This is a genomic window from Nocardia sp. NPDC057272 (assembly GCF_042668615.1).
Classification (GTDB): domain Bacteria; phylum Actinomycetota; class Actinomycetes; order Mycobacteriales; family Mycobacteriaceae; genus Nocardia.
Genome location: NZ_JBHUYK010000003.1, coordinates 219,662 through 235,595, shown reverse-complemented (window position 1 = coordinate 235,595; position 15,934 = coordinate 219,662). Strand labels below are relative to the sequence as shown.

The following is a 15,934-nucleotide window of genomic DNA, read 5'->3' as shown; positions in this document are numbered from 1 at the left end:
AGCTTTAGGCTCGAGCGCAAATCCCCGAGATGCGGACTGCACCCCGAGCAGGAGGAACCCCATGGCAGGCGACACGGTCATTACCGTCATCGGAAACTTGACGGCGGACCCGGAGCTTCGTTTCACGCCCGCAGGTGCGGCGGTGGCAAATTTCACCGTCGCGTCGACTCCCCGTGTGTTCGATCGCAATTCGAACGAATGGAAAGACGGCGAGGCTCTGTTCCTGCGCTGCAACATCTGGCGTGAAGCAGCGGAGAACGTCGCCGAAAGTCTGACCCGAGGCGCTCGCGTCATCGTGAGTGGTCGGCTCAAGCAGCGCTCCTACGAAACCCGCGAGGGTGAGAAGCGCACTGTGGTCGAGCTCGAGGTCGACGAAGTCGGTCCCTCGCTGCGTTACGCGACCGCGAAGGTCTCCAAGGCCGGTCGCGGTGGCGGAGGCGGCGGTGGCGGCTTCAGTGGTGGTGGTTCCGGCAATGCCGGTGGTGGATCTAGCGCAGGCGGCTACAACGCCAACAACGGCGGCGGACGTCCGGCCGGCGGCAGCAATGCCGGTGGCGAAGACGATCCGTGGGGTAGCGCGCCCGCGGCCGGCTCCTTCGGGGGCGGCGGCCGCATGGATGACGAACCGCCGTTCTGATCGAACGGCACTCATAGTACGGAGAGAAAACCATGCCTAAAGCGCCCGCGCGCGAAAAGGTACTGAAGAAGAAGGCCTGTGCTTTCTGCAAGGAAGCAAAGTCCGGAATCGTCAATATCGATTACAAGGACACCACGCTGCTGCGTAAGTACGTCAGCGATCGCGGCAAGATCCGCGCTCGCCGCGTCACCGGCAACTGCGTGCAGCACCAGCGTGACATCGCTGTCGCCGTCAAGAACTCGCGTGAGGTGGCTCTGCTTCCTTACGTGTCGACCGCTCGCTGAGAAAGGGAGTCACACAGATGAAGCTCATCCTCACCGCTGATGTCGACAACCTCGGCGCCCCCGGCGACCTTGTCGAGGTCAAGGACGGCTACGGCCGTAACTTCCTGCTGCCCCGCGGTCTGGCCATCCAGGCCACCCGTGGCGCCCAGAAGCAGGTCGACGGTATCCGTCGCGCCCAGGACGCCCGCAAGGTGCGCGACCTGGATCACGCCAACGAGCTGAAGCAGGCCATCGAGGGCCTCGCCGCGGTTTCGCTGACCGTGAAGACCGCCGACAGCGGCAAGCTGTTCGGTTCGGTCACCACCACCGACGTGGCTTCGGCCATCAAGGCGGCCGGTGGCCCCGTGGTCGACAAGCGCAGCATCGAGCTGCCGAAGTCGCACATCAAGGCGACCGGCAAGCACGGCATCGTGGTGCACCTGCACCCCGACGTGGCCGCGAAGTTCAACCTCGAGGTTGCTGCGAACTGAGTTCGCCGGAAACCACCCCTGTGCGTGCACAGGGGTGGTTTCTGCTTGCCTTTTTCAGGGTGATTTTGCGATAACTGATCGGTAGCCGATGTCGCGGCCGGTATGGGTGGTGTCGCGCGGCTCACGGTCGGTAATTGCTTGACCTCCGGTTATTCACCCTGTGGATGACTGCGGAAACCGACCGGCAGATTTGTGACTCCGGTCATATCCTGCACCATCGCTGTTAACCCAACACGCCCGGCTGTTCACCTCGACCGACACGCCGGAACTTCTTTCATCCACAGGGACGAAGTTGGGCAAACCGGGGTCTAGCAGGGCGTTTTACCGTACTGACCTGGGTTTTCCCCATGTTTTCCACAGGCGGTGCACAACAACGGGTGAACTACCCCCAAGTTATCCACAGTTGTGTGCACATGTCGGGTTGGCGAGTCCCGAAAACGTCGCCTAGGTTCGTCGCATCGCCCTGCGCGCGACCCCGGGAATCACGCAGGCAACCGATTGCTGACATCCGTGTCGGTGTCCGGGAGTACAACGAGAACATCGATGTGAAACCCCGGTTCTGCGGGCAGAGAGGACTCCCCTGGTGACAACCACCGGTGACCGCGCGCAAACCGAGTTCACGCCTGAACCCCCCGGCGAGGACTTCGGTCGTCAGCCTCCGCACGATATGGCCGCTGAGCAGTCCGTCCTCGGCGGCATGCTGCTGAGCAAGGACGCCATCGCCGATGTGGTGGAGGTGCTGCGCCCCGGCGACTTCTACCGCCCCGCGCACCAGGCGATCTACGACACCATCCTCGACCTCTACGGCCGCGGCGAACCCGCCGACCCCGTCACCGTCTCGGCAGGCCTCGACCGCCGCGGCGAACTCAAGCGCATCGGTGGCCCGCCCTACCTGGTCACCCTCACCCAGACCGTCCCCACCGCGGCCAACGCCGGCTTCTACGCCGAGATCGTCGCCGAAAAGGCCATCCTGCGCCGCCTCGTGGAGGCGGGCACCCGCATCGTCCAGTTCGGCTACGCCGGCGCCGACGGCCAGGACGTCGCGGAAGTGGTCGACCGCGCCCAGGCCGAAATCTACGAAGTCACCGAACGCCGCACCACCGAGGACTTCACCCCGCTGGAAGAACTCCTCCAGCCCACCATGGACGAAATCGACTCCATCGCCTCCCGAGGCGGCATCTCCCTCGGCGTCCCCACCGGCTTCACCGAACTCGACGAACTCACCAACGGGTTGCATCCCGGGCAGATGATCATCGTGGCGGCCCGACCCGGCGTGGGTAAGGCGCTGGCGCTGGACACTCCGCTGCCGACGCCTGGCGGTTGGACCACCATGGGTGAGGTTCGTGTCGGTGCGGAGCTGCTCGGGGCCGATGGCAGGCCCACCAGGGTGCTTGCGGCCACCGAGGAGATGACCGACCGTCCTTGCTACGAGGTCGAATTCTCTGATGGCACCGTGATCACCGCTGACGAAGAGCACCTGTGGACTACGCTCGCCCCGACCCTGGCACCGCATCCGGTTGTCCGGACCACCGGCGAGATCGCGCACAGCCTGCGCACACCGAGGGACAATTTCGCCCACATGGTGCCCCGGTCCGCTCGTTCGGCGGCACGTCAGATCGTCGACGTCCGCAAGGTCGACCCCGTACTCGTTCGCTGCGTCGAGGTCGACAATGCCGATCACATGTACCTGGCCGGCCGCACCATGGTGCCCACACACAACTCCACGCTCGGCATGGACTTCATGCGCAGCTGCTCGATCAAGCACGGCATGGCCAGCGTCATCTTCTCGCTCGAAATGAGCCGCACCGAGATCGTCATGCGTCTGCTCTCGGCCGAGGCGAAGATCAAGCTCGGCGACATGCGCTCCGGCCGGATGAGCGACGACGACTGGACCAAACTGGCTCGCCGGATGAGCGAGATCAGTGAGGCGCCGCTGTTCGTCGATGATTCGCCGAACCTGACCATGATGGAGATTCGCGCCAAGGCTCGACGCCTCAAGCAGCGCCACGACCTGAAACTCGTTGTGGTGGACTATCTCCAGCTGATGAGCTCGGGCAAGAAGGTCGAATCCCGACAGCAGGAAGTCTCGGAGTTCTCGCGACATCTGAAGCTACTCGCCAAGGAACTCGAAGTTCCCGTGATCGCGATCTCCCAGCTGAACCGTGGTCCGGAACAGCGAACCGACAAGCGACCGATGGTCTCCGACCTTCGCGAATCGGGCTGCATGCCCGCATCGACGCGAATCCTGCGCGCTGACAACGGCGCCGAGGTCACCCTCGGTGAACTGATGGCCAGCGGTGAGCAGCCGCTCGTGTGGTCGCTCGACGAGCGGATGCGGATGGTCGCGCGCCCGATGGTGAAGGTGTTCCCGAGCGGACACAAGGAAGTGTTCCGGCTGAAGCTAGCCTCCGGCCGCGAGGTCGAAGCCACTGGCAACCACCCCTTCCTGACGGTCGACGGCTGGATCGCCCTCGACAAGCTCGCGATCGGCGACCGCCTCGCCACGCCGCGACTCGTTCCGGAACCCGTACACACCACACGGCTGCCCGAGGCCGAGATCGTGATGCTCGCGCACATGATCGGGGACGGCTCGTATGTGAAGCGCCAGCCGATCCGCTATGCCAGCGTCGACGAAGAGAATCTCGCTGCCGTCACCACCGCCGCCGAGCACTTCGGTGTCAGTGCGGTCCGTGACGAGTACGCGGCTGCCCGCGTCACCACTCTCCGCCTGCCTGCGCCTTACCGACTCACCCACGGCAAGCGCAACCCGATCGCTGCCTGGTTGGACACCCTCGGCCTTTTCGGTCTGCGGAGCTACGAAAAGTTCGTCCCCGAAACGGTTTTCGCGCTGCCCAACGATCAGATCGCGCTGTTCCTGCGTCACCTGTGGGCAACCGATGGCTCGGTGCGCTGGGACGCGAAAGCTCGACAGGCTCGCGTGTACTATGCCTCGACCAGCCGACGCCTTGTCGACGACGTGAACCAGTTGCTGTTGCGCCTCGGTGTACACGGTCGCATCAAAACCGTCCGTAAGACGGACTACCGCGACTGCTATCACCTGACAATCGACGGCGGCGAGAACCAGACGACATTCCTTCGCGACGTCGGCGTCCACGGCGCCCGCGGCAAGTCCGCCGAGACCGCTCTAGTCGAGCTGGCCCCGATGGCCCGCAACACGAACGTCGACACTATCCCCACCGAGGTCTGGAGCCGCGTCAGAACTCTGCTGGCCGACAAGCAGATGACGCACCGAGAGTTCTCCGCCGCCATGGGTTCTCGCTTCTGCGGCAGCACCATGTGGAAGCGCTCCCCCAGCCGTTCCCGCCTTGCTCGTGTCGCCGCGGTGCTGGATGACGCGGATATCGACATGCTCGCCACGAACGATGTGTTCTGGGACAAGATCGTCGAAATCACCAGCCTCGGCGAACAAGACGTCTACGACGGAACCGTCCCGGGCACGCATAACTTTGTGGCACAAGGTATTTCAGCCCATAACAGCCTCGAGCAGGACGCCGACATGGTCATCCTGTTGCACCGCCCCGACGCCATCGAACGCGACGACCCCCGTGGCGGTGAAGCCGACCTCATCGTCGGCAAACACCGTAATGGTCCGACCGCCACGATCACCGTCGCCCACCAGCTGCACCTCAGCCGTTTCGTCGATATGGCCCGCGGCTGACCAGCCGCCGCGCCACAGCGGGATCACCCCGCTGACGGGACCAGGGTGTTCTGCCGGGCGGCGGTCCACCACTGTCCGTCCTGCTTGACCAGTACGTACAGCGCGACCATCGCCGGTTCGGTGTCGATCAGGGTGCCGGCGGCGGTGGTGGCGCGTGCGGTCTTGTGGGCGATGGCCACATCCGGGCGCAGAAAGGTCACGTCGACGACGTCGTATCGGACGTATTCGTCCTTCAGGAATCCGGCCAGCCCGCGCCGGTTCGCGTCGAGCAGCGCGTCGTGTCCGCTGATCAGCATGCCGACGGCATTGCCGACCACCGCGTTCGCGGTGAACTGTGCGGTCATGAGTTCCGCGTCGTTGGTGTTGTACGCGGTCTGCGTGTCGGTGATGATCCGGCGAATCGCGGCGATGTCGGCGGTGTGGTCCACAGTGTCGTCTTCGACGGCCGGGGGCTGAATCATGTTCGTGCTCATGAGAGAAACTCTCGACCCTCAACAGTGGTTCAGGTCAAGGGAGCCACGAACGCTTCACCGTGGCTGAGACACAACGCACTTCGGTCGCACCCGAGCCGATACGCTCGGGTGCGAATCCGCGCGGCAACGGGCCGCGGGATTCGATCTGGCGCTGCGCCCGGACTGGGTCGACCTCTGGTGAATGCGGAAGCCGACCTTCCCGCCCGAGTTCGCTGACGCCGATACCGATCGCGAAACCGATCGGCGACATCCGGCTGCCTCCCGGGGAATCGGTCGGGTGCGGCGGATGATGGGTCGATGGCTGACCAGATTCTGCAGGTGAAGTGGAAGTCCGCACCGGAAGATCACGACTATCCCGCTGCCGCCGACTATCTCGATCTGCTGGGCGACAAGGCGATGGTCGACGCGATCGTGGCCGAGCTCAGGGCCGCGCCGGTGGTGGTCAAGAAGGCGAAGGACATTCTGCGGGCGTCGCAGCTCGAAGCCCTCACCCCGGACAACCCGCATGTGCGCAGAGACCTGCTCAAGGTGAACGAGGGTAGGAGACTCTCGCCGATCCTGCTGGTGCGGGGTGACTGCCGCGCGAATGTGCCGATGCTGATCGCCGACGGCTATCACCGTGTGTGCGCGCTGTACTGGGCCGACGAGAATGTCGAGATCCCCGCCAAGATCGCCGCGATGCCATGACGTTCGCGACCCTGGCGCTGGTGGTGGCGCTCGGGTTGATCGGGCCGCTGCTCGCCCTGCCGAGACAGCTGTACCTGCCGGTGCTGCTCGGCGAGCTCCTCGCGGGAATCATCTTCGGCACCACCGGTCTTCGCATCCTCGACCCCACCGATCCGATCTTCGTCTTCCTCGCCGACATGGGCTTCGCGCTGGTGATGTTCGCCGCGGGGACCCATGTGCCGGTGCGTGATCCGCGGGTCCGTACCGCGCTCGGTATCGGGGTGGCGCGGGCCGTGCTGGTGGGTGTGGTGGCGGCGGTGGCGGGCTGGGCGGTGGCGCAGACGTTCGATGTCGGGCACGCGGCGGTCTACGCGGTGCTGATGGCGTCGTCGTCCGCGGCGATGGCGTTGCCGATCATCGACTCGATGCGGTTGAGTGGGCCGCCGGTGCTCGCGCTCACCGCGCAGGTGGCCATCGCCGACACCGCCTGCATCGTCGCGCTGCCGCTGGTGATCGATCCGGCGAACGCGGTTCGAGCCGCGATCGGCGCGGTGGTCGTGGCGCTCTGCGCGACCGTGATGTTCTTCGTGCTGCGCTATCTCCAGCAGACGGGTGCGCAGCGTCAGGTGCACGAGGTGTCCGAGGACCGGAAATTCACGCTGGAACTACGGGTGAGTCTGGTGCTGGTGTTCGCGCTGTGCGGGGTGGCCAGCGCGATGCACGTGTCGATCATGCTCGGCGGGTTCGCGGCGGGGTTGGCGGTGGCCGGGGTCGGCGAACCGCGTCGGGTGGCCAAGCAGGTGTTCGCGATCAGCGATGGGCTGCTCGCTCCGCTGTTCTTCGTCTGGCTCGGCGCCCGGCTCGATCTGCGCGAGTTCGGGGAGCACCCGCGGTTCATCCTGCTCGGCTTGGTGCTCGGCCTCGGAGCCCTCGGCGTGCACTGTGCGGCGCGACTGCTCGGCCAGCCGGTCGCCTACGGCGCACTCGCCGCGGCCCAGATCGGGGTGCCGGTCGCGGCGGTGACCGTCGGCAGTCAGCTGGGGGTGCTCGTGCCGGGTGAGGGCTCGGCGATCATGCTGGCGGCGCTGTGCACCATCGCGGCGGCGACGGTAGCGGCCGGACGACTCGCGGCGAAAGCGCCGGCGACCAGTCCGTGAGCCGCGACGAACACCCGGACGGGTGACGCAACACCGCATCGAGGGCATCGCGCACCCGAACCCGAATTCGGGCCGTCGGTTTCACGTGCTGACAGAGGCGACGGTATCGAGACCGTAGGTTCGCGCGTAACCGTTCTCGGTGCCGACGAGTAGGTCGACGACCTCGAAATAGCGATCCCAGAACGGGGTTTCGCGCAGGGCGTCGATGAGCAGTTGGTAGGCGTGGTGACTTTCCGCTTCCCATACCCAGACATCGGTGACACGGGCGGAGTAGAACTCGGTGTCGTAGAAGCGTGACCGCACACCGGTGGTCTTGGCTTCGATGGCGGGCAGGACCTGGGTGGTGAAGGCGTCCACACGTTCCTGGACGGTCAGGGCGAGCCATTCGGGTGTGGTCTTGACGAGCATGAATGCCGTGACCGGTGGTTCGGTGTGCGCAGCGGGCATGAGGATGTCTCCAAAGGTCTTGGTGGTACGGGTCGGAAGTGGGTTCAGGAGAAGACAGCGGGCTTCAGGGTTGTGGCGCACCACTGCTCGAAGCTGGTGGGAGACGCCGTTTCCGGAGTGCGGGTGACCCCGGCGTCGAGGCCCTGGTCCTTGGCTCGCTTCATGTCGACGACACCCTGGGCGAACGCCGGATCGAGGCCGTAGCCCACGAGGGTGGTGTGTAGTTCGTCGAGGGATTGACGTTCGTAACGGACGGGGCGGCCGAGCTGTTCGGTCATGATGCGGGCCAGGTCGTTGGGTGACAGGTCCTGCGGGCCGAGGACGGGAACGTTGTCGGTACCGGTCCATGAGCGGTCGAGCAGCAGGTCGGCGGCGACGGCCGCGATGTCGGCGACCGCGACCATCGGCGCCTTGCGGTCGGCGTCGACGACATCGACGAACACGCCCTTGTCGCGGATCGAGTCGACGTCCTCCAGGAGGTTCTCGAAGAAGGACGGATTGGCCAACGCCCGGTAGGCGACGCCGCTCTCGGCGATGAGGTCGTCCATGGCGAGGGACGCGGTGACCAAGCCGGCGTGGTCGGCGAGCGGGGTGCCGCGCCCGAGTGCCGACACCGCGACGACCCGGCCGACACCGTGGGCCGCGATCGCCCGTGTGGCGGGGCCGGTGAAACCGCTCCAGCCGTCGTGCGGGGGTCGGGAGGAATCAGGAGGGACGAGCCAGAACACGGCGTCCGCGCCGTCGAAGGCTCGATCGAGGACGTGGGCGTCCGCGTGCGAGCCGGTGATCACCTCGACGCGTCCGCGTGGGGTGTCGGGCAGGCGCGCGGGATCACGCACGATCACCCGTAATTCCTCCTCCGAATCCAGGAGCTGGGCGAGCAGGGGACGGCCGATGTTCCCGGTGGGAGCGGTGATAACGATCATGTTCGCCTCGCAGGTTGTGGTGAATCGGTACACCCGTCATCCTGCGGAGAACCACGTATTGCCACAATAGGAATTTCAGCACGGAATTATTGACTGAAATGGAATGATGCTGGTGAACAGCCCTGATCCGGTCGTCGACGCCAATCTCGCTCTCGCGCTGGACGCCCTGCTGGCCGAGAACAGCGTCACCCGCGCCGCCGCCCGCCTGCACACCTCGCCCGCCGCGATGAGCCGCACCCTCGCCCGGCTGCGCCGCATCCTCCAAGATCCCCTGCTGGTCCGGGCCGGACAGACCATGGTGCCCACCCCGCGCGCCGAGGCTCTGCGCGAGGAAGCCGCCGCGGTGGTGCGCAGCCTCGGAGCGCTGCTCAGTCCCGGCACGGGGGTCGACCCGGCCGGCCTGAACAGCACCTTCACCCTCCAAACCGCCGACCTGGTCGGCGCGGCGTTGGCACCCCGATTACTGGCGCTGGCCGAGCGGGAGGCGCCGGGGGTCTCGTTCCGGCTGCTGGCCGAAGAATGGGAGGCCGGATCCGCGCTGCGCGACGGCCGGATCGATCTGGAAGTCGGGTCCATCGATCACGTCGATCCCGAAACCCAGGTCGAGGAATTGGTGACGCTGCGCATGGTGGCGGCCGTCAGGCCGGGCCACCCCCTGACCGAAGAACCCTTGACCCCGGCCCGGCTCGCTGCGGCCCAACACGTCGCGGTCAGCCGCCGTGGCCGATTCACCGGCCCGCTCGACGCGGCGCTGGCCGAGCAGAACCTCCGACGGCGGGTCAGCGTCGTCCTGCCCAGCCACCTGGCCGCCATGACCCTCTCCGCCCGCTCCGACATCGTCTGCCTGGTCCCTGCTGCGCTCCCCGGCGCCGACCCGTCGCCCCTCACCGTCGACGCGACCACCCTCGGCCTGCAGCTGCTCGACATCCCCGTGGACCTTCCGCCCCTCACGATCGGCATGGCCTGGCACCCCCGTCACACCGCCGACGGCGCCCACCATTGGCTTCGCGACGCCGTCCGCCGGACCTTCTCGGTGAGAGCGATCGCGCATGACCCAGGAAATGGGGGCAGGGGTTCCCGTTTGCGTCAGTAACGATCTTGCTGGTGGGCGCGACATTGTTCGTGACATGCGGCCCGTCGGGGGGCCTGCCCACCTGTAGGTCATTCGAACGGGATCACATATGAATCTGCGTGAGTTTCTTGCGAAACATCGCATTGCTTCGGCTGTTGCCGCGCCTGCGGCGTTGGGCGTCGCGGCGATTGTCGCCGCTTCCTTCGCGGTGACGTCGCAGCCGGAATCACCCAGCTACGAGCTGACGACGTCGGTGACGGAGTGCCGCGAGATGGTGACCATCTCGGTGGCCGGACGCAACGACACCCCGGTCGAGGGCACGACGGCGATGCTGCTCGATGCCAACGGGAATCCGCTGCCCGCCGCGCTGTCGGGCGACCACAGCAGTGTGTGGGTGGATCCGGTGGTGAACGCCCCGCGTGATGACGTGGCCGAGGGCGACTACGCGGCGGTGTACATCGCCTACCCCGCCGATCTGGCGAGCTACGAGGACGCGGTCAACCGGGGTGTGGAGAACACCCAGCAGGTGATGCGCGAGATCTCGGCGGCCTGCCCGGACACCAAGTTCTCGATCGTCGGCTACAGCGAGGGCGCCGATGTGGTGCGTCGCGTGGCAGAGGGCATCGGCAACGACGACCCCGCCGACGGGTACGCGACCGTGAACCCGGACGACGTGCTCGGGGTGGTGATGTTCGCCGATCCGGGTCGTAAGGCCGGCGACGGCACCTTCCTCGGTGCGGACGACCCGTTCGCGCGCCCCGACAACTTCGACCAGAAGTACCAGGACGGCAAGACGCCGATCTCGGGCCAGGGCGTTACCACGGGCGCTGGTTTCGGCGCGCTCGACGGCAAGATCGCCTCCTTCTGCTCCGAGGGCGACCTCACCTGCGCGGCGCCGGACAACATCTCCCTGCTGCAGCTGGCCGCCAATGTGGGTCGTCAGATCAATATCGACGAACTGCAGCGCGCCGACCTCGAGCGCAACGGCGTCACCGCGATCACCCCGGCGATGGGCCAGGACATGGCGTTCACGCTGGGCCGGATCGCGATGGCCGCGTTCTCCGATATCGGGTCGAACCCGAACTGGATGGCCAGCGACGAGACCTTCCTCGACGTGCTGCTGAAGGTGTCGGACCCGGACTACAAGCCGGGGCAGACCACCACGCCCGCGAAGGCCGACGTGATCGCCGGTGAGCAGCTCTCGCCGCTGGCGTACCTGCCGCAGAAGATCTTCAACGAGATCGTGGGGCTGATCGTGACGAACCAGAACACGATCCCGGTGGTGATGAACGATCCGTACCAGCTGACTCTCGGCCCGAACGGCACCGGTCACCACTTCGACTACTGGCGTGACTCCGACGCCGCGAACGGCAAGCCGCTGACCTCGGCGGAGTACGCGGCAGCCTGGCTGACGCACCTGGCCAAGCAGGCGCAGGCGGGCGAGACCATCGACACGAAGGCCGCGCCGGACGACGCCTCGGTGACCGCCGCGCTGGCGGCTCCGACGAAGCCTGCGACGACCACCACCGCGCCGACCAGCACGTCCAAGACCTCCGCGAAGTCGACGACGACCAGCCCCAAGCCGACCACCACGTCCAAGACGGGCACCAGCACCACGGCACCGTCCACGACAGTGGCCCCGCCCGCGACCACTCCGGAACCGGCGACCAACCAGGCGGCCGCTCCGGCCCCGACGACCACGGTGGCCCCCACCACGACGGTCGCCCCGACCACGACGGTGGCTCCCACCACGACGGTCGAGCCGACCACCACCGTTGCCCCGACGACCACCCCGTCGGCCAACTAGTCACGAACCACGAAATCCCCGGTGGGCAGCGATATCCGCTGCGCACCGGGGATTTTCGTCTGTCTAGACCGAGACGGGTTCGGGGACCGAAGGCCGAACGGCGCGTTCACCGCGTGTCGCGGCGATCAACACCAGCAGCCCGGTGACCGCGAATCCCATTCCGACCCACAGCGGCGACACCCAGCCGAACCCGGCGCTGATCGCCAGCCCGGACAGCCACACGCCGAGGAAGTTGCCCACGTTGAAGGCCGCGATATTGGCCGACGAGGCGAGAGTCGGTGCGGCACCGGCATTGTCGAGCACCCGCATCTGGAGACCAGGGGTGGCGCCGAAGCCGAAGAATCCCATGGCGGGCAGCAACAGCAGTGCCGCGATCCGGTAGTCGGCGAGTAGTGCGAATGCCGCCAGCGAAAGCGCGAGGGCCAGCGTGAGCGCGAGCAGGGTGCGGGTGAGTGCGCGGTCGGCCCAGCGGCCGCCGAGCAGATTGCCGAAGAACAGGCCGACACCGAACAGCACCAGCAGCCAGGGCACCATCGCTTCGGAGAAGCCGGTGACGCGGGTGAGCAGCGGTTCGATGTACATGAACGCACCGAACATCCCGCCGAACACCAGCACGGTCATGACCAGCGAGTACCAGACCTGTGTGTTGCGGAAGACCGACAACTCGGCCCGTAGGTTCGGGCGTTCGCGGGTGGCGGGCGCGTCGGGGACGAGCGCGGTGATGCCGGCCAGCGCGACCAGCCCGACCACGGTGATCACCACGAACGTGGCCCGCCAGCCCCACTGCTGGCCGATGAACGTGCCCAGCGGAACGCCGAGAACATTGGCGACGGTGAGTCCGCCGAACATGATCGAGATGGCTCCGGCCTTCTTCTCGGGCGCGACGAGCGAGGACGCCAGCACCGCCCCGATGCCGAAGAACGCGCCGTGGGCGAGGGCCGCGAGCACTCTCCCGCCGAGCAGCGCGGCGTAGCCGGGAGCCAGCGCCGAGGCCGCGTTGCCGGCGGTGAACAGGACCATGAGCAGCTGCAATGCCCGCTTGGGCTGCCACCGGTTGACCAGTGGGGTCAGCGCGAGCGCGCCGATGACGACGGCCAGCGCGTACCCGGAGATGAGGTAGCCGGCGGTGGGCACCGAGACGCCCAGGTCGGCCGCCACCGGGGAGAGCAGCCCCGCGATGACGAACTCGGTGAGTCCGATGCCGAAGCCCCCGAGCGCGAGAGCGATGAGACCGAGTGGCATGTGAACGCTTCTTTCCATCAGGGGCCGATTACCCGCGTGTGCAACTAACGCTGACCGACGATAGTTGCACACGCGCTATATTGCAACCGCCAGCTATACTCGTCGCATGGGTATAGCTGATGACGCCATCGAGGTACGGGCGACCGGCTGGCGCACCCTGGCCGCGCTGCACGGACACATCGAGACCGCGCTCGAACGCGAACTGGTGCGCGAACACGAGCTGTCGATCGTCGAGTTCACCGTGCTCGACGCACTGGCCCGGCAGGACGGCTGGCACATGCGGATCTCCCAGCTGGCCCGCGCGGCCGCACTGTCGGCGAGCGCGACCACCCGACTGGTCAACCGGCTGGAAGACCGCGGCTTCCTGGTGCGCGTACTGTGCGCCGACGACCGCCGCGGCATCTACACCGAACTCACCGAAACGGGCAGGGCCGCCTACGAAAAGGCGAAACCGACCCACGATCGAGCACTCGAGAAGGCACTCGCCGACGCGGAGCAGATCCCGGAACTCGCCCCCCTGGTCGGTTTTCTGCACCGGGTTCCGGCGCCGAGCTGACACGCGACATCGATACCAACGCGCCGATCATGGTGACTGTTGCGAGCACCGGTGCAATGATCGCTGGGTGACTCAGTGGCTCCCACTCCTCGGCTCGCTCCCCGTCGCCGGCGCAGTTCTGGTCGGCGTCATCGCCAACAACCGAACCCACCGTGAAGGAATCGCGGCCGCCGACGAGCGCGGCAGGCAGGCCCTCGACGCCGCGCAGCGCAATGTCGAACTGTCGAACATGGTGGGTGACCAGCGCGATCACGAGGCGTGGCGCCGCGAGACGGTGCTCGCCGCGGTCGCCTCGATCCTGGAGATGTCGGCCTCGGTGCGCGCCGACCTGACCACCTGCGGCGAATGGGATCTGGTCACCACCGACGAGATCGACAGCGTCAGCGCGCAGATCCACAAGGTGATCTGGGATCGCCCGGGCGGCACGCTGACTCGCCTTCGGGTGGTGGCGCATCGCCGGATTCCCAACAAGTGCGAAGACCTGCTGCGCACCCTCACCGCCGCCCAGCACATCACGATGCAGCGGCTGAAGCTGCACATCGACGTGGAGGCGACGGTCGAGGAGCTGGAGCAGATGGCGTCGCTGTGGCAGAAGGCGATGCGCCATGCCGCCGAACAGGAGCGAGCGCTGGTCGAGACGACGCGCATCGAGCTCGGTATCGAGATCGCTTCGAAGGGGGTCGGTGTAGATCCGGTTCCGGCGCCGCAGCCGATGATCGCCGAAACCCCTTCGGAAGAAATCGCATTCGAGGAAGTCGCCGAGGAACAGCCCATCGAGCCCGAGCAGGCGGCCGAGCCGCTCACCGAGCCGCAACAGCCCACCGAGGCACCGCAGCTGGTCGAGCCGCAGCACGTGAACGAGACACCGCAGGAAGATGATCCGCGCGACGCCGTCGACACCCGCGAAGCGCAGACCGTCAAAGTCTGACCGCCGTGTTCACTCAGCTCGAGCATCCAGTACTCTTCCGCGAGCTGAACATCCGGTGAACACCATGGAGTTCGTGATGGTCCGAGCGTTCAGCTGACGCGACCCCGGACGGACGGGTAACTTGGATATACGGCACGCAGGGGTGCCGAACCCGACAGCGTGGTCGATCGTCTGAAGACTTTGCACCGATCCACTCTCGTCAGGGGGCGATCTTTCATGGATCTCATCGCGCCGTTGGATGCGCTGTTCTTGCTCGCGGAATCCCGCGAGCACCCGATGCACGTCGGCTCACTGCAATTGTTCGAACCGCCCGAGGACGCCGGGCCCGACTATCTGCGCGAGTTCCGCGCGGCCTTGCTGGCCGACAAGACCGTTCGGCCCACGTTCAGCAAGCGGCCCGCCACCTGGCTGGGCGCACCGCAGATGGCGTGGACCCAGGACGACGACGTCGACCTGGACTATCACGTGCAGCGCAGCGCCCTGCCCGGGCCCGGCCATATCGACCAGCTGCTCGACCACGCGTCGACCTTGCACAGCGCCCTGCTCGACCGGCACCGCCCGATGTGGGAGCTGCACTTCGTCGAAGGTCTGGCCGACGGGCGCTTCGCGCTCTACTCGAAGATGCATCACGCACTGGTGGACGGCGTTTCGGCCCAGCGCCTCATGCGGCGCACGCTGACCACCGACCCGTTCGCGACCGAGCTCATGCGGCCGTGGAACCTGCCGCGCAAGCCCGGCCCGCCGCGCCCTGGCAAATCCCGGCTCGGCAGCCTGATCGATACCGTCACATCGGCGCGCTCGTCGACCACCGCGTTGATGAAGGCCACCCGCACCGGTCTGGTGCAGCAGCAGCTCACCCTGCCGTTCGAGGCGCCGCGCACGCTGTTCAACGTGCCGATCGGCGGTGCCCGCAAGTGCGCGGTGCGCAGCTGGTCGATGGATCGGGTCAAGCAGGTGAAGAAGGCGACCGGGGCCACCGTGAACGATGTGGTGCTGGCGATGTCGGCGGGTGCGCTGCGGGCGTACCTGCTCGAGCGCGACGCCTTGCCGGACAAACCGATGATCGCGATGGTGCCGATGTCGTTGCGCGAGGAAGACGACGTCGACAGCCAGGGCGTGAAAGTCGCAGCGCTGCTGTGCAATCTGGGCACCGATATCGCGGACCCGCTGGAACGCCTGCGGGTGGTGAGCGAGTCGACGCGTCGCAACAAGGAGGTGTACCACTCGCTCAGCCCGGCGCAGACGCTGGCGATGGCCGGGGTGATGCTGAGTCCGATGGCGGCGATGCTGCTGCCCGGGTTCGCCTCGGTGGCCACGCCGCCGTTCAATATCGTCATCTCGAATGTGCCCGGTGCGCGCGAGCCGCTGTACTGGAACGGTTCGCGCCTGGACGCCACCTACCCGCTGTCGATCCCGCTCGACGGGCAGGCCGTGAACATCACGCTCACCTCCAGCGGTGACAACCTCGATTTCGGTCTGGTCGGCTGCCGTCGCACGCTGCCCGACCTGCATCGACTGCTCGATCACCTCGAGGATTCACTGGCCGCGCTCGAGGATGCCGCGCTGTAGAAATTAACCGTTCTCGACCAA

15 protein-coding genes are annotated in these 15,934 nt (G+C 66.7%); 11 read left to right on the top strand and 4 right to left on the bottom strand.

The genetic code is table 11. The features are described from left to right. The first annotated feature begins 61 nt into the window (after nucleotides 1-61). From ACFULV_RS06365 to ACFULV_RS06350, 4 genes are all read left to right on the top strand, one after another. On the top strand, nucleotides 62-637 hold the full coding sequence (locus tag ACFULV_RS06365; RefSeq protein ID WP_056823931.1) for a single-stranded DNA-binding protein: 576 nt from the start codon (nucleotides 62-64) through the stop codon (nucleotides 635-637). A gap of 32 nt (nucleotides 638-669) precedes the next feature. Beyond that, on the top strand, nucleotides 670-921 hold the full coding sequence (gene rpsR, locus ACFULV_RS06360) for a 30S ribosomal protein S18 (RefSeq protein ID WP_056823934.1): 252 nt from the start codon (nucleotides 670-672) through the stop codon (nucleotides 919-921). A 17-nt stretch (nucleotides 922-938) separates the two neighbouring features. Continuing rightward, nucleotides 939-1,391: a 50S ribosomal protein L9 gene (gene rplI, locus ACFULV_RS06355; RefSeq protein ID WP_378634861.1), complete on the top strand. Its 453-nt coding sequence runs from the start codon at nucleotides 939-941 to the stop codon at nucleotides 1,389-1,391. 667 nt (nucleotides 1,392-2,058) lie between these two features. Next, on the top strand, nucleotides 2,059-5,070 hold the full coding sequence (locus ACFULV_RS06350) for a replicative DNA helicase (protein ID WP_378654006.1): 3,012 nt from the start codon (nucleotides 2,059-2,061) through the stop codon (nucleotides 5,068-5,070). A gap of 23 nt (nucleotides 5,071-5,093) precedes the next feature. On the opposite strand, the gene ACFULV_RS06345 is transcribed toward ACFULV_RS06350, so the two are convergent. After that, on the bottom strand, nucleotides 5,094-5,543 hold the full coding sequence (locus ACFULV_RS06345) for an SgcJ/EcaC family oxidoreductase (protein ID WP_378653711.1): 450 nt from the start codon (nucleotides 5,541-5,543) through the stop codon (nucleotides 5,094-5,096). 309 nt (nucleotides 5,544-5,852) lie between these two features. On the opposite strand from ACFULV_RS06345, the gene ACFULV_RS06340 reads away from it, so the two are divergent. Both ACFULV_RS06340 and ACFULV_RS06335 read left to right on the top strand, forming a co-directional pair. Beyond that, nucleotides 5,853-6,230 carry a hypothetical protein gene (locus ACFULV_RS06340; protein ID WP_378635257.1) on the top strand — a complete coding sequence of 126 codons (378 nt, stop codon included), beginning with the start codon at nucleotides 5,853-5,855 and terminating at the stop codon, nucleotides 6,228-6,230. Then, nucleotides 6,227-7,366: a cation:proton antiporter gene (locus tag ACFULV_RS06335; protein ID WP_378653708.1), complete on the top strand. Its 1,140-nt coding sequence runs from the start codon at nucleotides 6,227-6,229 to the stop codon at nucleotides 7,364-7,366. Before ACFULV_RS06340 ends, ACFULV_RS06335 begins: the two co-directional genes overlap by 4 nt. Before the next feature lie 81 nt (nucleotides 7,367-7,447). On the opposite strand, the gene ACFULV_RS06330 is transcribed toward ACFULV_RS06335, so the two are convergent. Beyond that, nucleotides 7,448-7,813 carry a darcynin family protein gene (locus ACFULV_RS06330; protein ID WP_378653706.1) on the bottom strand — a complete coding sequence of 122 codons (366 nt, stop codon included), beginning with the start codon at nucleotides 7,811-7,813 and terminating at the stop codon, nucleotides 7,448-7,450. 44 nt (nucleotides 7,814-7,857) lie between these two features. Beyond that, nucleotides 7,858-8,739 carry an NAD(P)H-binding protein gene (locus ACFULV_RS06325; protein WP_378653703.1) on the bottom strand — a complete coding sequence of 294 codons (882 nt, stop codon included), beginning with the start codon at nucleotides 8,737-8,739 and terminating at the stop codon, nucleotides 7,858-7,860. 112 nt (nucleotides 8,740-8,851) lie between these two features. Here ACFULV_RS06325 and ACFULV_RS06320 point away from each other — a divergent pair, with 112 nt between their 5' ends. Beyond that, on the top strand, nucleotides 8,852-9,832 hold the full coding sequence (locus tag ACFULV_RS06320; protein ID WP_378653700.1) for a LysR family transcriptional regulator: 981 nt from the start codon (nucleotides 8,852-8,854) through the stop codon (nucleotides 9,830-9,832). Nucleotides 9,833-9,920: 88 nt separating this feature from the next. Then, nucleotides 9,921-11,618 carry a cutinase family protein gene (locus tag ACFULV_RS06315; RefSeq protein ID WP_378653698.1) on the top strand — a complete coding sequence of 566 codons (1,698 nt, stop codon included), beginning with the start codon at nucleotides 9,921-9,923 and terminating at the stop codon, nucleotides 11,616-11,618. A gap of 63 nt (nucleotides 11,619-11,681) precedes the next feature. Here ACFULV_RS06315 and ACFULV_RS06310 read toward each other — a convergent pair whose 3' ends face one another. Continuing rightward, nucleotides 11,682-12,860 (bottom strand): MFS transporter, encoded by a 1,179-nt coding sequence (locus tag ACFULV_RS06310; RefSeq protein ID WP_378653695.1) that lies wholly within the window; start codon nucleotides 12,858-12,860, stop codon nucleotides 11,682-11,684. Between the two features lie 106 nt (nucleotides 12,861-12,966). Here ACFULV_RS06310 and ACFULV_RS06305 point away from each other — a divergent pair, with 106 nt between their 5' ends. From ACFULV_RS06305 to ACFULV_RS06295, 3 genes are all read left to right on the top strand, one after another. Next, nucleotides 12,967-13,416: a MarR family transcriptional regulator gene (locus ACFULV_RS06305; RefSeq protein ID WP_364402674.1), complete on the top strand. Its 450-nt coding sequence runs from the start codon at nucleotides 12,967-12,969 to the stop codon at nucleotides 13,414-13,416. A gap of 67 nt (nucleotides 13,417-13,483) precedes the next feature. Then, on the top strand, nucleotides 13,484-14,344 hold the full coding sequence (locus tag ACFULV_RS06300) for a hypothetical protein (protein ID WP_378653692.1): 861 nt from the start codon (nucleotides 13,484-13,486) through the stop codon (nucleotides 14,342-14,344). A 216-nt stretch (nucleotides 14,345-14,560) separates the two neighbouring features. Then, the gene (locus ACFULV_RS06295; RefSeq protein ID WP_378653689.1) at nucleotides 14,561-15,913 is read left to right on the top strand and encodes a wax ester/triacylglycerol synthase family O-acyltransferase; all 1,353 of its coding nucleotides are present in this window, start codon (nucleotides 14,561-14,563) and stop codon (nucleotides 15,911-15,913) included. Nucleotides 15,914-15,934 lie beyond the last annotated feature (21 nt).

Bases quoted from the DNA above. Each gene is read 5' to 3' on its own strand.
- ACFULV_RS06325 (WP_378653703.1), bottom strand. From the start codon at position 8,739: ATGATCGTTATCACCGCTCCCACCGGGAACATCGGCCGTCCCCTGCTC.
- rplI (WP_378634861.1), top strand. From the start codon at position 939: ATGAAGCTCATCCTCACCGCTGATGTCGACAACCTCGGCGCCCCCGGC.
- ACFULV_RS06330 (WP_378653706.1), bottom strand. From the start codon at position 7,813: ATGCCCGCTGCGCACACCGAACCACCGGTCACGGCATTCATGCTCGTC.
- ACFULV_RS06315 (WP_378653698.1), top strand. From the start codon at position 9,921: ATGAATCTGCGTGAGTTTCTTGCGAAACATCGCATTGCTTCGGCTGTT.
- ACFULV_RS06310 (WP_378653695.1), bottom strand. From the start codon at position 12,860: ATGCCACTCGGTCTCATCGCTCTCGCGCTCGGGGGCTTCGGCATCGGA.
- ACFULV_RS06295 (WP_378653689.1), top strand. From the start codon at position 14,561: ATGGATCTCATCGCGCCGTTGGATGCGCTGTTCTTGCTCGCGGAATCC.
- ACFULV_RS06350 (WP_378654006.1), top strand. From the start codon at position 2,059: ATGGCCGCTGAGCAGTCCGTCCTCGGCGGCATGCTGCTGAGCAAGGAC.
- rpsR (WP_056823934.1), top strand. From the start codon at position 670: ATGCCTAAAGCGCCCGCGCGCGAAAAGGTACTGAAGAAGAAGGCCTGT.
- ACFULV_RS06305 (WP_364402674.1), top strand. From the start codon at position 12,967: ATGGGTATAGCTGATGACGCCATCGAGGTACGGGCGACCGGCTGGCGC.
- ACFULV_RS06345 (WP_378653711.1), bottom strand. From the start codon at position 5,543: ATGAGCACGAACATGATTCAGCCCCCGGCCGTCGAAGACGACACTGTG.
- ACFULV_RS06365 (WP_056823931.1), top strand. From the start codon at position 62: ATGGCAGGCGACACGGTCATTACCGTCATCGGAAACTTGACGGCGGAC.
- ACFULV_RS06335 (WP_378653708.1), top strand. From the start codon at position 6,227: ATGACGTTCGCGACCCTGGCGCTGGTGGTGGCGCTCGGGTTGATCGGG.